This is a genomic window from Paenibacillus physcomitrellae (genome assembly GCF_002240225.1).
GTDB classification, from domain to species: domain Bacteria; phylum Bacillota; class Bacilli; order Paenibacillales; family Paenibacillaceae; genus Fontibacillus; species Fontibacillus physcomitrellae.
In genome coordinates, this window is the sequence record NZ_CP022584.1 from 1,000,843 (window position 1) to 1,015,944 (window position 15,102).

13 protein-coding genes are annotated in these 15,102 nt (G+C 45.6%); all 13 read right to left on the minus strand.

What is annotated here, in order from left to right; genetic code table 11:
- Positions 1 to 4: 4 nt before the first annotated feature.
- Positions 5 to 1,591 carry a response regulator transcription factor gene (locus CBE73_RS04555; RefSeq protein WP_094093197.1) on the minus strand — a complete coding sequence of 529 codons (1,587 nt, stop codon included), beginning with the start codon at positions 1,589 to 1,591 and terminating at the stop codon, positions 5 to 7.
- Positions 1,592 to 1,603: 12 nt separating this feature from the next.
- Positions 1,604 to 3,391 (minus strand): sensor histidine kinase, encoded by a 1,788-nt coding sequence (locus tag CBE73_RS04560; RefSeq protein WP_094093198.1) that lies wholly within the window; start codon positions 3,389 to 3,391, stop codon positions 1,604 to 1,606.
- A gap of 43 nt (positions 3,392 to 3,434) precedes the next feature.
- Positions 3,435 to 4,265, minus strand: a complete 831-nt coding sequence (locus CBE73_RS04565; RefSeq protein WP_094093199.1) for a carbohydrate ABC transporter permease — start codon at positions 4,263 to 4,265, stop codon at positions 3,435 to 3,437.
- Between the two features lie 22 nt (positions 4,266 to 4,287).
- Positions 4,288 to 5,160: a carbohydrate ABC transporter permease gene (locus CBE73_RS04570; protein ID WP_094093200.1), complete on the minus strand. Its 873-nt coding sequence runs from the start codon at positions 5,158 to 5,160 to the stop codon at positions 4,288 to 4,290.
- A gap of 101 nt (positions 5,161 to 5,261) precedes the next feature.
- Positions 5,262 to 6,581, minus strand: a complete 1,320-nt coding sequence (locus CBE73_RS04575) for an extracellular solute-binding protein (RefSeq protein ID WP_094093201.1) — start codon at positions 6,579 to 6,581, stop codon at positions 5,262 to 5,264.
- Between the two features lie 445 nt (positions 6,582 to 7,026).
- Positions 7,027 to 8,040, minus strand: a complete 1,014-nt coding sequence (locus tag CBE73_RS04580; protein ID WP_094093202.1) for a glycoside hydrolase family 130 protein — start codon at positions 8,038 to 8,040, stop codon at positions 7,027 to 7,029.
- A 385-nt stretch (positions 8,041 to 8,425) separates the two neighbouring features.
- Positions 8,426 to 8,914, minus strand: coding sequence for an NUDIX hydrolase (locus tag CBE73_RS04585; RefSeq protein ID WP_094093203.1), 489 nt, complete (start codon positions 8,912 to 8,914; stop codon positions 8,426 to 8,428).
- A 4-nt stretch (positions 8,915 to 8,918) separates the two neighbouring features.
- A complete protein-coding gene (locus CBE73_RS04590) occupies positions 8,919 to 9,509 on the minus strand; it encodes a DJ-1/PfpI family protein (RefSeq protein WP_094093204.1) in 591 nt (196 codons plus the stop codon).
- A 133-nt stretch (positions 9,510 to 9,642) separates the two neighbouring features.
- Positions 9,643 to 10,509 carry a DUF4435 domain-containing protein gene (locus CBE73_RS04595; RefSeq protein ID WP_094093205.1) on the minus strand — a complete coding sequence of 289 codons (867 nt, stop codon included), beginning with the start codon at positions 10,507 to 10,509 and terminating at the stop codon, positions 9,643 to 9,645.
- Between the two features lie 4 nt (positions 10,510 to 10,513).
- Positions 10,514 to 11,815 (minus strand): AAA family ATPase, encoded by a 1,302-nt coding sequence (locus CBE73_RS04600; RefSeq protein ID WP_094093206.1) that lies wholly within the window; start codon positions 11,813 to 11,815, stop codon positions 10,514 to 10,516.
- Between the two features lie 818 nt (positions 11,816 to 12,633).
- Entirely contained in the window at positions 12,634 to 13,194 is a 561-nt protein-coding gene (locus CBE73_RS04605) for a DEAD/DEAH box helicase family protein (RefSeq protein WP_094093207.1), read from the minus strand.
- 161 nt (positions 13,195 to 13,355) lie between these two features.
- A complete protein-coding gene (locus tag CBE73_RS04610) occupies positions 13,356 to 14,351 on the minus strand; it encodes an SPL family radical SAM protein (protein ID WP_094093208.1) in 996 nt (331 codons plus the stop codon).
- A 118-nt stretch (positions 14,352 to 14,469) separates the two neighbouring features.
- A complete protein-coding gene (locus tag CBE73_RS04615) occupies positions 14,470 to 15,069 on the minus strand; it encodes a YdeI/OmpD-associated family protein (protein ID WP_094093209.1) in 600 nt (199 codons plus the stop codon).
- Between the last annotated feature and the right edge of the window lie 33 nt (positions 15,070 to 15,102).

The window sequence follows — 15,102 nt, forward strand, 5'->3', positions numbered from 1 at the left end:
CGCTTCACTCCTTATCGGTTGTACTTGCCCGAAGTCCCCTGTATTCCTTCGGCGTCATGCCCGTAAACGACTTGAAGACCGAAACAAAATATTTGTATTCCTTGTAGCCGACCTGATCGGCAATCTCGAACACTTTATCATGGGTGGTTGCCAGCAGCGTTTTCGCCTGCTCAATACGCAGCTCATTCATGTATTCCGTAAACCCTTTGCCCGTGCTCTGCTTAAAAATATAACTGAAATAACTCGGCGTAATTTTCAGCCAGGCCGCCACCTCCGAAGCCTTGAGATCGCTCCGGTACTGCTCCTCGATATATCGTTTCGCTTTCTCGATGATCCAATAAGAACGGTCTATACCGCTCCGGTCAATCAGCGCAAGCAGCTCCGCCATATCCCGGTTCACCGCTTCCTCCAGCGCAAGGTAGGAATTATAGAGGTTCAGGTCTGGCAGAGGCCGGCTGCTTTCAAGCCCGGTCATGCTGCTTTTTCTGAGCCGCTGTCGAAGCAGCGCGAACAGCTCCTCGCAGGAGGTGAGGACTTCCTGAAGCAGGTAAGCTTCCTGCTTAAAGAAGCGAAACAGCTGCGCAACCTGTGCCCTTAATTCCTGCTCGTCCTGCTTGAACAAAGCGGCGACCAGGTTTTGCACGCTTGCCGATACATCCAGGGCTTCCGGCCGACGAAGATTCTGCCATTTGGTTTCGTACGCTGCATTTAGCACCGGTTCCTGCTCCAGGACGTAATATTTGAGTCTCGATGCCGCTTCCGTACAGTGTTCAGCCGTTTCTCCCAGATTCTTGTAAGGCTTGGAGAGCCCGCAGTAGAACTGCGGCTGCCCGGATGGCAGCAAAGCGCCATGCCGCAGCAGGCGCTCCCACTCTTCCTCTTCCAGCAGCCGGTCCGATACGGCCAGGGTGATCAGCATATTTTCATGGTCAAAGATCGAGAAAGGACGGATCTCAGAAGAACTCAACCGCCGGTGCAGCATCTGCATCCACTGCTCCTGGATTTGTTCGAACTGATCCAGCTCAAGTTCTTCATAAAGTTCGTGGAAGCAGGCCAGCTGGCTGGCCAGAATCCGGAACTCGGCGCCATGCAGCGGCGGGGGTGACATTTTCCCGTATGCGATGCCGCTGCGGGCCATATTGGCCAGCCAAAGCTTGACCTCCCGAGTTCCATCTTCTTTTTCACTGCGCCGGATGTCTTCTACTACCTTCTGCACAACTTTGGTCAATTCCTCCACTTCCACGGGTTTCAGCAAATAATCGTGCACACCGATGCGCATCGCTTGGCGGGCGTAACCAAAATCCTCATATCCGCTAATGATGACCATTTTCGTCGCTGGATAACGCTGCTTAAGCTGCTCGGCCAGTTCCAAACCGTCCATGCCGTCCATCCGGATGTCCGACAGCAGAAAATCGGCCGGCTGCTCGGCCATTTTATGAAGCGCCTCTTCTCCGTCATAGGCTTCACCGATAACTTCGACGCCCAGTTCCTCCCAATCGATCGTGCAGCGCAGCCCTTTGCAAATGATCGGCTCGTCGTCCACGATCAGCATTTTGATCCGCCGCTGCCCTGCTGCTTCCTCTCTGCCCATGAGATGCTCCCCCTAACCTACCAGCTCCGGCCCGGGAAGTCTTAAACGGATTCCGGTGCCTTCAGCCGAATTATGAATGATCTCCAAACCGTATTGCTGCCCGAAAAAGATCGTCACCCGCTCATGGATATTCAGCAGCGCTCCGATCCGGCCTATGGAACGGTTCAGACGCCTGCTGGATAGTGCCTCGCTGATTTCACGTTCCCGTTCCGGGGGCATGCCTTTCCCATTGTCCGTCACATCGATCCAGATTTCGCCACCCGATCTGTAACCGATCACTTCAATCAGGCTGACAGGTTTCTTCTTGTCCATACCGTGTTTGATGAAATTCTCCACCAGCGGCTGAATTGAAGCTTTTAAAGCAGGCGTGTCTTCAATGCCCGGCTCCAAATACAGCTTATACGTCAGCTTATCGCCCAAACGATACTGCTGAAGATACAAATAAGCTTGGGCGAACTCTATTTCTTTGGCGAGCGTAGTCTGATAGTTTTTGTTGCCGGCGCTGGAACGGAAAAACTTCGACAGCATCTCGATCAGACGGCTCGATTTATCCGCATTCTCCAGCCTGGCCGTCCAGCGGATCATATCCAGCGTATTATAGAGAAAATGCGGGTCCATCTGGTTCTGCATCAGCTTGAGTTCGGTTTCCCGCTCCCTCAGCTCCAGCTTGTATTTATGCTCGATCAGCTCTTCAATGGTCATGACCATTTCGTTGAATTTTCGGTTGAGCTCGGCAATTTCATCCTTTGAATCCACAGGAACCCTGGCGCTGAAATCACCGCCGGCTACCCGGCCCGTTTGTTTCTTCAGCCGCAGAATTGGCCGGATAATCGTCAGATTAAATCCGAATAAAGCAACTAAAGCGAGCAGCAGGATTGCCGTCAGAATAAACAGCATAATGACCTGAACCCCGCGCAGCTGCTCGGAAATGTTCGTCTCGGAAATCATCGTGATGATTTTCCAATCTGTATTCTCCATTTGGTTATACAAGGTCAGATAACGTTTGCCCTGCACCTTGTAGCTGAGAAAAGCGTCTTTGCTCGCCGCAAGCTTCTTCAGCAGCATTTCGTCCGGGACATATCCGCCCGGCATTTGGACCTTGGACGATAAAATCAGGTTGCCTTCCGGTCCGACGATAAACACGCCCCCCGCCTCGGCTTCCAGAACGCCTTTCTCCAGCTGGGACACAATGCTGGCTTCGTCAAGGCGGATGGTCAGCATCCCCAGCGGCTCCGTAATCTTGATAAAAGAATTTAAGATGCGGATCATCGAAAGCACCCGCACCTGACCGTTCCAGGAGCTTGCCAGGGTATGGCCTTCGCTCCAGAAGATGCCTCCCCTCCGCTGCCTGGCTTCTGCCTCCCATCGGCTTTCATCGCCGGTAAACGGCTCGCCCATCCGAATCTCGTTCCCGTTGTATCCCGTAATTTCGATAGATCGAATATAACTTTTGGACATCAGCTGGAAGGTAAGAAAATTTTCGATATTATTTTTGAGATCGCTTTTGAGGTCATTATCAAGAGGAGGACTGCTCCTTAAGTAACTTCGCATATCCGGACTTAAAATGAGATAGTCGGCGATGTCCTCGACCATCTTCGTTTGCTCCGACAGCTGGCTGGTTACATTGTCCAGATTACGGCGCGTGGAATTGATAAACTGCTCACGCAGCACCTTATTGTATTTGTACTGCACAACAACGCCTACCCCGATCGTCGGCAAAATGACGAACAGCAGGAAGATGACCAGCGCTTTGCGCTTTAAACTTAAACTGCCGAGGCGCCTGATATAGCTAGTCTTCATGCCATCTCTCCTTTGCTGTCGGGGTAGGTTTGCCGGAGCCGGATCAGCCTTTCACCGCACCTGCCGTCATGCCGGTAACCAGCTGCTTCTGCAGCAGCAGATAGAAAACAATAATAGGAATCAGCGCGATGGTCAGCGCGGACATCTGCAGCGTATAGCTGGCCGTTTCAATGCCGACGAAGTTGGCCAGGCCAAGCGGCAGCGTCTTCAGCGCATTGGATGTAATCAAGACGAGCGCGAATAAATATTCGTTCCAGTTATAGATAAAGTTCAATATAACCACAGTTGCCATCGCCGGACGGGTGATCGGCAGAATGATGGACCAGAAGATCCGGAAAATGCCGGCTCCGTCCATGATGCCCGATTCCTCCAGGTCTTTCGGGAAACCCCGCATGAAACCTTCCAGAATAAACACCGTCAAAGACAGGTGGAATGCCGTATAAGGTAAAATGAGCGACAGATACGTATCGATCAGGCTCAGCTTTTGCATAATCAGAAAGATCGGAATCAGCGTGGCATGAATGGGAACCAGCATACCAAGCAGAAACAAGCTGTAAGTCAATCCGCGCAGCTTAAACGAGAAGCGGGCAAGGAAATAGGCGGCCAGCGATCCAAGCAGCACGGTCACGATCAGCGAGACAAAAGTGATCAAAAGGCTGTTCAAGAAATAAACGTTCATATTGGCAATTCTCCACGCTTCCGCGTAATTCGAGAAATGCAGTCCAGTCGGCATCGAAAACGGATCGGCCGAATACTCTTGCTCCGATTTAAACGAATTGATAACCATCCAAAAAATAGGGATTATATTCATGATAGCGAACAGGCTTAAAAAAGTGTATGCGAATATCTGGAATACCGGAGACTTTTTCTTCATTTGCGTATTCCTCCTTCCCTTCTTAATCTTTCTCCCGGGTAACCCGGTTCACGATGGAGATGACGATCAGGCTGAACAGCAGAATCAGGATCGAAGCTGCACTGCCGTAACCATAGCGCAGGTTCATGAAGGCGCTGTTGTACATATAAATCGTCATGACTTCCGTCTGGTGAGCCGGTCCGCCGCCCGTCAGCACCTGAATGAGGTCAAATACCCGGAACGAGTTGCTTATGCTGTAGACGATAGTGACCATCAATGTGCTGCGGAGCATGGGAATCGTGATAAACCGCGTCTTTTTAAATCCGGTCGCCCCGTCCAGTTCGGCGGCTTCGTTCACCTCATCCGGAATGTTCTGCAAAGCGGCCAGGAACATGACCATGTATAAACCGCAGTTTTGCCAGATATAAGCGACGCTGATGGACAACATCGACCATTTGGAATCGCTCAGCCAGTTCTGCTGCCAGCTTTCAAGCCCGAAAAAGCCTAACAAGTTGTTGAGCAGGCCGTATTCGGTGTTGTAGACCATACCAAAAATCAGCGATACCATAACCGATGAAATGACGACCGGCATAAATCCTACGGTCCGGAAGAAACCGGAGCCTTTCATTCCGCGGTTCAGCAGCAGCGCCATCAGCAGTCCAATGGGAATTTGTCCGATCAGGCCGGTGACCATAATGATGACGTTGTTCTTAACCGAAAGCCAAAATGTGTCGTCCTGCAGCATCTGGACGTAATTGTCCAGTCCGATAAATTTCATGGAACCAATACCGTTCCAGTTCATGAGCGAATAATAAAGCGAGATGCCGATCGGCACGATCGCGATGCCTAGATAGATCACCAGTGCGGGGAACAAGCCGATAAAGATGGCGAATCTGCTTCGTTTCAAGGTTTGCATGAGCCGTTCTCCTTTCGGTCAGCCCTTGGCTTTGATACAAAGAAAACCCGGCAGCCGGGTTTTCTTTGTATCGGTTCAAGCCTGTTCAACTGAGCCTTAACTTAATTAGTGATATTGTCCATTGCTTTCTGCGCATCCGCAGCGACTTCTTCCGGTGTACCGTGTCCTACGGTCAAGGCCTGAAGGCCGTTTTGGATGACGTCCACCACCTGGGTTGGAATAAGGCTGTCGAAGACGGGAGCCGTTCCGTTGCCGGTCAGCTCAAGCATCTCTTTCAGGTAAGGGCTTGCGTCCTCCGGAATGTCCACTTTGGCCGGAACCACTACACCGTTGCTGATCAAAGCTTTATACAGATCTTCGCTTACGAAATATTTAAGGAATTCTTCGGCTGCCGCTTTCTTCTTCTCATCGAGACCACTCTTGATCGCGATGCCGTATTGCACGACGCCGGCGCTTTTCTTCGGATCTCCTTTGCCGCCGTTCACGCTCGGGAACAGAGCAATACCGAACTTGTCACCGTTTTCGTTGTTGATCCGAATCCGGGCATCAACCGTCGAAGAGGAAATGTGCATGGCAGCTTTGCCTTGAATCATATAATCCTGTCCTTGTACGGAATCCATATTGTTGGCATCCACGTTAAACGCGCCCAGCTTCGACAGTTCGTCGATGACGCCAATCGCTTTCACGAATTCCGGATCGGTGAATTTCGCTTCCTTGTTCAAGACTTTTTGCAGGAAATCACTGCCTGTAAAGCGGTCGCCGATAATCGACAGGTAGGAGGACTGCAGCGGCCACTGCTCTTTGTTGCCGAGGGCAATCGGCGTAATGTTAGCCGCCTTCAGCTTTTTGATCAGGTCAATGAATTCATCGTAGGTTTTAGGAAACTCGTTATAGCCGACTTGGGCGAGAAGCTCCTTGTTGTAATAAACAATGTCTACAAAAGTTTGTTTGGTCGGAACGGCATATTGCTTGCCATTCACGTTAAAGCCTTCCAGCGCTGCTTCCGGCAGAATCGAATTCCAGTTGTCCATCAGATCGTCGATCGGCTCAAGCAAATTCCCGTCGATGAGCGGATCCATTTCCGCTCCCGGCCAAACAACGCTAATGTCAGCCAGGTTGTTGGCTGCAGCCAAGGTGCGAAGCTTCGTTTTGTATTGAGCGGAAGGAACTTCATCCGTTTTGATCGTAATGTTCGGATGATCCTTCTCAAAGTCAGCAATCCGCGCTTTGTATACATCATTGTCGATGTTCGGCGTCGTCCACGGATGCATCATTGTCAGCGTGACTTTATCGCCGTCACCTGATCCAGAAGCGCCGTTCCCGCTTCCCGAACTGTTGTTGCCGCATGCGGCGGTGAATAAGGCAAGCAGGCCAACCAGACTTAAAAGAGCTACTTTTTTGCTTATCTTTCTGTTTTTCATCTTGCAACCCTCTTTCCTAAAGTTTTATCGTTGCCTTTCCTTTCCTGCTCCAGATCTCTTTGCTGTTTCGTTACAAGCTTTCGATCTGTTGGTTCAATTATAGAAGGTATCCCCGTTAGGCTATATCCCACAAATGTTAGATTATATCCGTAATTCTTCAGCTGATTTGCCAAAATCGCTCTTTTTTCAAAGGAAAACAAATTTTTAAGTAATTAATCATAACATACAATGTAATAAATTTAGTATTAAAAATATAGTAAGCGGTTGCATTGTTTGTTATTTAATAACCGCTTGTTGCAAGCGGTTATTAAATGTAACACCGACGCTTAGGGAAGGAGGCCGGACTTGACTTGGCTATGCTTAGCTAAGCCAAGCCTTTCCTCTCTTTTTCAGATGCTCCATAATATAGGTTTTCAATATCCGGACTGTCTTTATACTTTCTTCTCTATGCCTTCTGCTCCAGCAGATGGTTAAGCATATCTTCGAGCGGAACGGTCGCCAAGGCGATCGCCGTATCGGTAACCCCGTAATAAATGTGCAGAATGCCTTCGTCCAATACACAGCCGGTCGGGAAAATGACATTTGGAATCTGGTAGCCGAATTTCTCGTAATAGGTTTCTGGCTCCATAATGAAGTTGGAAGTTCTGGCCAGCACTTTATTCGGATTCTCCAGATCCAGCAGCATGGCCCCTACGCGGTAAACGGTATTCTGATCCACCCCGTGGTACAACAGAAGCCAGCCGTGTTCGGTGCGGATTGGCGGCGTGGAGCTGCCGATTTTTTTGCCTTCCCATTCATTCTCCGCCTTAGCCAGCAGAACAGGTGCTTCCCAGTTGATCAGATCATCGGAATAAGTAATCCAGATTGCGGCCTGGTCAGTGCCGAACGCTTCGCCGATATATTCTTCCGGTCTGCGGAGCAGGACGTATTTGCCGTTGATCTTCTCCGGGAACAATACGTTGTTTCGGTCGTTGATCTCAAGCGGAGTAGTAGTCGTGACATATTCCCAATCGATCAGATTGCGGGAGGACATCAGCACGGAGCGGGTCAGCCAGTGCCCTTCCTCTTCGCCCCAGCCATCCGGATAAGTAGGAATCGAACGTTCCGGAATACCAGTACCCGTAGGGTAATAGTTCATGGCGCAAGGACGGACCGCAATGGTCATGTAGAATGTGTCTTCGATTTTGACCATCCGGGGATCCTGTACGCTTCCGTACGGAAAACCGAGCATATCCGGAGTTACAACCGGCTGATCGGTAACATGCTTGAAATGCACGCCGTCTTCGCTCTCCAGCAAACCGAGGAAGTTCTTGCACGGTGTCAGCGAACCCGCAGTCCGTTCGATCATGTAATATTTGCCGTTATCCTTCACAACGGCCGGGTTAAATACAGTCGCAAGCCGCCATTCATATTCGCCGGGGACGACGATCGGGTTTTCAGGATGTCTAGTGATTTTCATGAATTCCGCCTCCTTGTTCCAGTACATAGAATTAAAGCCATTATAGCCCCGCCTTCCGGCCACTCCTATCCCAGAAAGTTTCGAAATCATCCGAAATCTAGCGATGGGTTTGAGCATAAAACATAACGTTATAATGTTTAATGGCATTCTTTTTCTGATCCATGTTCGGATTAATTCTATAATAAACCGGTCCGCACTTTGAAAATATCCCGTAAAATTGCGATTCTATCCGTTAATTTTATTTTTAATGACTGATTCAACTTCTTTGGTGGATAGTTAGCCATAATAAAACCGCCATGAAGGCGGTTCGTTTGGCTGTTCTGCTATCGGATCATAGGAATTTTATTAAAAATAAGGGCCTCCCATTAAACGATATCCAATACCTTTATACACGTCTTTCAAGCTTGACCCTACATTCTGAAGTGGTCGCTGTGACGTATTCGATATAATTTACAGAGCCGTTATAGTTCAAATAAGATTCATAACGCATGCGAATGGCCGGTAAAGTAATCCAGTCCAGCACCTGTTCCTTGGGAACCCATTTGCTTTCGCTTGTTTCATCTGAAGTAGCTAGCTCTCCGCCTACAGCTCGGCACACGAAATCAAACATAACCTTAGTAGGAACGTCAGTTACTCCGTCATACCATTTATGTACCGCTGTATTCGAAATTACACTAATTAAATGGCTGACTGTGGCATCTATTCCACTTTCCTCTTTGATTTCACGGATCACGCCATCAATCAGGTTCTCCCCCACTTCCGTGATCCCGCCCGGATAAACCCAGCCATCGTCATGAGCTTTGACTAACAAGATATTTCCGTTCCCATCTTCTACAATTCCGCCTGCCGATACGATATGTGTCGGAAATGCCATTTCACTAACCTCCTTCCCTCACCACGATTCCGACGACCGAATAAGGGTAATCGATCTGTTTCTTCACTACAGCCGCCGCTTCCGGCCCGGCAAGCAGCCCAACGACGTACAATCCGAGGTCGATAGAGGTGGCCACACCGCCTGCCGTGATCATTTTCCCGTCTCTGACGATTCGTGCTTTGATCACTTCTCTACAGTAAGGTTCCAAGAGCTCATACACATTGGGATGGGTGGTCGCCTGCTTTTCTTCTAGAAAACCCGCCGCTCCCCATATTAACGATCCCGTACACACGGAAACCTTATACTCGGCAGGCTCAGCCGTCCGAATCCAATTGATGAAATCAAGGTCATCCTTTAGCTTTCTGGTCCCCATTCCTCCCGGAATAAAAACAAGATCGTAACCCGATAAATCCGGTTTTACGGCGTCCACCTTCACCCGCATTCCAAGTTCATCCCTGACTTCCTCCGACATGGCGCAGAGTTCCCACGTAGTCCCCTTAGTCCGTTCAAATTGGCGGAGCCGGTTGACAACATCGTAGAACCCGACAAAATCAAGAAAAGTAACGCCATTAAATAAAACGAAAGCAATCTTCATCTGATCCGTCCTTTCCATTGTTTTAAAGGATGATAATTGAAGATAAATCAGGTAGAAACTCCATATATTCCTTCCATCATGGAGAATCGAGAAAAATACCCACTCAGACAGTGCGTTCAAATATTAATCAAAGCTAAGAAACACTTCTTAACTGTGTAACTCTTTCCTTTATAAAATTAAGTTCATTGACATTAATATTGGTTGCAAGGAAATTAATGAAATCCATATTATTTGGCAATGGACCACCTGTAAGTTTAATTAAATGCATTTGGAATGCCTCTAAAATTTGCTTACCAGGATATATAAATATAAAATCAAATTCTCCCTGCTCTACACAAATTTTCATTTCCTTAAAAGTTTTTTTAAGACCAATTGTTAAACCACTTTGTTTGTAGAATTTATATACTTCGTTAACATATGAGGATATTTTCCGTCTATCCAGTTGATGAGTCTTTTCATCTAAAAATCTTTTCACCTTCAACTTGGTGTTTACAACTGGAATTTGAAGTTTCTGAATAGCAAGAAATAAATACAAAATTTTTTTTAAATTATCTTCGATTTCCCTTTTCCAACTAGAGAAAGAAAGTTTATTTACACATTCAGTTCTTCCCACTTGCAACCGTCCGTTTAAATAAAAAGAACCAGCTTTTTCACAAATAAGATAGTTCTCAATTGAATATCTTTCGAGATATAAGAAATTTTGATCAACTATTAGTTTTTTACCTAATATATCATCAAAGTCTTTATCGGCAATAAATAAACAGGGATTTGGAAAACTAGAAGGATTCATTTTATATTTACCATATAGATTAATAAGATTTGGTTTTCCTTCGGTAGGGTGAACCTTTACCTTCTGTACTTCTAATTTTTCAAAAATAGCTTCATAAATATTGACCCCATTTACATCCTCTATATACACCATCATTTCATCGTAACTTCCATAAAAAATTGCAAGATTTAATTGTGCTTCATCTGAATACTTTGGAATTAAATCATCCATCAGTTTAAATTTCCTTTCCTAAAGGCTTACATTTTTCTCTAAAGGGCCCTATTATTTCTGGTGAATGAGTAGCAAAAATAAATTGATTGTTTGGTGCTATACTTAACGCTGCTTTACAAAAACGTTGTTGCCAATGTAAGTGAAGGGACAGCTCAGGCTCATCAATAATAAAGGTTGAACCATCGTTATTGTCTTTTTGAAATATTAAATAAGCGAAAAATATTACAAGTTGTTTCTCACCCGAAGACAATTTACTTAATTCAAAATATTTATCTTTAGATTGAGGATCTAACAACTTAAAAAATAGGCCTAATTTATCTTCAGTCCTTAGAAAGATACTCTTTCCGCTATCAACAAGGAAGCTATTTACAGTTTCAAGGAAAGTAGTTATTGGTTTGTTAGCATCAATTTTTTTTTGATTTTTCTTTTCAGCAATCTCTGATAGACTTTTGATCTTAAAATATTGAGACATATTAGCAACCAAACGTGCTTGTATTTTGCGTTCTTTCTCATTAAATTGGTCATCAGGATTATCTAAAACACTCTTCATATCCTTATTCATTAGATTAACGAATCTTTCAAATGCCTCACTATCGAGTCCTATTTCTCTTAAAGCGTTACTTAATTTCTTAATTTCATCATCCTTAGGAAATCCCCGAACCTTCTTAGGAGAAATATAATTCTGTGTGTCATATGAGAACATTGCTTGAAATATTTCATTTCGCATTTCTCTATTGTATCTTTCAGACTTACTAATAATTTCGTGATATTTTATAGTCGCTAGCTCATTTACATGTTTAATCGACTCATCTAAGTTACTAACAGGCCTTGAACTTGTAGAGTACTCGGTCTGATTTTTATGAATATCTCTGGTTAAAGAAAGAAAATAGGTTGGACAAGCTTTCTTTAAACTTTTTATAGGCTCGAAATTCGTTAGGTCACTGCTCTCATTTTTTCTTCCCAGAAGGAAGGCAGACGAAGTCTTAGAATGTAAATGTTGATTTCTTAAATCTAACTTTTCTACCTCGTGTGTACCCGTTTCGCCACTAATGATATAACTTCCATTAAAATTTTCCAAGCTTATTGTCCTGTAAAGCTCACCTTCATAATACTCAATATAAACAATTTCGAATTCATATTTTAACAGCGGAGCCAACTGACCAGTAAGAATTGATGATAGAATATTTAAAACTGTCGTCTTTCCTGATCCATTTTTTCCGACAAGCAGGGTTAAGTCACTATTAAAGTCAACAAAGACATCTTTAAATCCGTGAAGCTTTTTAATTGAAATATAATTGATTGTCATATTATCCCTCCTAATGTGTATAATAACAGATTAACAAGACTTTTGAGGCAAATTAAACATTTGCATAAAACCAAGCATACCCATAAGGTTAGGGACGTCTAAGTTTTTTTGTTGCTTTCTATTTTTTGAATGAGAAATATAGATCGAAACCCTCCTCATATTTCTAATTTATCAGAAAACACGTGGAATAATAGATTATCTATTCTCCAATTTAGTCATCTATTCTGTGTCCGTTGATTTGGAACCTCTACATTACACTTTGGATATGTGAACCTGTCTTTCATTTCTGGACATTCATCTAAGTTGGGGGCTGCAAAAGTCTTGCGAAAATCACTGGTTTAAGTTCCTATTTGGAAGCATAAAAAACTTGTATTGGGTGAAGAGGAGCACGAGCTTGTCTTCATTTTTATCCTATCCGTAAAAACATCCTTTCTAACTAACTTACGTCGCGCCCCCATCGTTGCTTTATTTCATCCGAAGTTCTGTTCAGCTCCTGGCGTTCGACAAAACTGATCATCTCTGCTCCAAGTTAAAACCTAATCAACAATGTCCATTGTTATGAGCTTGAGGTTCAGTTATTTGGATTCATGTGAATTTGTATCCGTAACCTCATTTCTTTCTTTATTGAATTTTCTTGACGTTTCCCATTTTCCACGGATCATAAACTTCACGTACTTCAAGCATTTCTTTTTTTAAACACAGCGAGAATCTCGGGCTAGAGCTAGGCAGACTATATATAGGGCTACTTTTATATCTTGTTGTAGAGTCAGTCATTTGCTACTTCTCCATTCCCAGGCTAAATTAAATGTACTGCAAAATTAAAATTGAAATCGTTCCCTAATCATTTCCGCTGCTTCGTCCGGGCCAAGCTTCGAATTATTGATTCTCAGATAATGGTCCCTCGATATTTCTCCCGGCAAAGAGTTCAGTCGGTATTTCTCATGAGTTCTGATCAAATTGGCTTCGGATTTCTCTAAATGACGTTTGGTCGGCTTATGCTCAAGCCGGTTTGGAGTTTTGTTTCGGTATAACCGTTCTTCGAGTTCCGCTTCAAGTTCCACCCAATAAACCGTCCATCCTCTGGACTCAAATAAATTCGTGATTCCTTCGACATACTCCCAATCCTGCTGCAGATCAAATCCCCAAACGTACGTGAAGATAAAGCCGTCCATGCTGCTTTGTGAAACTTCCTCAAAAATCTCCTGCCTGATCAGGCTCACCAGCCGATTACCGGAAGGAGTTCCATATTCAAAAAATGGCGCCACAAATTCAATCGACATATGATTGTGAAACAACTTGAAATTGGTTTTGGCAGCCAGACTTTGGCCCACCGTCATTTTTCCCACCGCTTGCGGGCCAAAAAGAATTACGAAGTGCATAAGGATCATCCTCCCTAATCTGTATTTTTAAGCCAAGGATAATTTTCCTGATTATACCATCACAACTTTCCACTTGTCTTAACAAAAAAAGATCCGTGCAGATTCAATTCTGTCATCCGGATCTTGTTTGCTTTAAATTTTGAGGGTTGTTGAATGCTCTGCTAGAACCCAAACGACAGCTGCTCTACGGGCAGCTCCCCGGTTATCTCCTCCAGGGCAGCAGCTTTGGACAATAATGCTCCGCTATCGTCGGCAGTCGACCTCTTGCTCTTAGGCATAGAGGTTTCTTCTCCCGTTAAAGCGTACTTCCGCTGCAGCTCATCGGTAATCCGGCGGATGCGTTCGCGGTAACTTTCGTCCGTGTAAGCCCCTCCTTGGTATAAATCCCTGTAAGCCTGCAGCTTCTCCGGAAAATGTTCGCGCAACGTCTTGTAATACCAGCCTTTCACATCCGGAGATAACCGCAGTAGCGAAGTCATGACAAAGTCGGCTCCGCCCTTTCGGGCAGCTGCAAATAGGGACTCCAGCCCCTCCTTGTCATCGGTCAGCAAAGGCAGGATCGGCGCAACAAACACGCCCGTCCGAATGCCGCTTCCGCTTAATGCTTCCAGCGCCTCAAGCCGTTTAAATGGCAATGGAGCACCAGGCTCCAGCAGACGGATCAGCTTCGCGTCAAGCGAACCGATGCTGATATTGACCAAAATATCGTCCATCGCCTGCAGCAGATCAAGATCCCGCAGAACAAGCGGGGAACGTGTCGTGATCGACGTGCGAATCCGGTATTTAGCCATTACCTTCAGGCATTCCCGCGTAATGCGGGTTTTGCTCTCTACCGGCTGATAAGGATCGGTAACCGTTCCGATAGCCACACGTCCGATATGGCGGCGGACCGCCTCCAAATCGTGGGCATACCGGACAGCCAGTTTGGACAGCTGCGCTTCCAGCGCTTCGGCTGCATTCATTTTCAACAGGATATGGTTCTGGAACTCATCATTGGCCTGCTTATCAATAAATCCCTGAAACCCCCGGGCATAACAAAAGCTGCAGCCATGCGCGCAGCCTCTGTATGGATTGATGGACCATTCAAAGGGCATACGTTCTTCTTTCACTTTGGTAAGTGTCTGCTTAGCATGAATCTGCTCATACGTTTTGGCCATAAATCAGCCTCCTAATAAGAACATTTGTTCTTATCATAACACAAACCGAAGCACTTATCCCTATTTATGTATATGAAAATTTATGGCAGCCGCTTGAAAGCGATGGAATGATGAGGTTTTAATCGTTTAAACCTTTTCCGTCAAGAATAGACTGAACATATTTTTCAATTCTGGACACTCGGGTCTTGGATTGCTTGGCTTCCGAGAAATAAAAGAGGTAAGCTCTCTGACGCCCGGGTGTCAACGCTTCAAAAGCCGTCTTGAGGGCAGGCAGTTCAGCGAACTTCTGCTCCAGTTCCTCAGGAACGTTGTATTCAGCAGTCTGTTTGAAATCGATTTTCAGTCCGGCTTGTTCAATTTCAATAGCTGCCTGAATATACGCCTTTAAAGTAGCTTCAAGTGCTGTTATGTCTTCAATGTTTGTGAACCGAATTTGGCGCGCCGCCTGGACCTTGTCCGTTTGCTGAATTAAAATCCCTGCGGGATCCTTCATCAAAGCCCCTTTGTGGAACAAAAGCGCGCAATACTCTTTAAATCCGTGGATGATGACGATGTTCTTGCCATTAAAGGTATAGCAAGGGTGCATCCATTTAAAATCCTCGATCAGCTCGCTGTGACTATCAAGAACAATGGCTCTCAGTTTTACATATTCCTCTTTCCATTTGGTCGCTTTGCTCAGAAATTCTTCAACTTTAGGACTGGTTCTGTTATTTGTCATTCAGAAACACCTCAGAGGGTTAATTTTTATGGG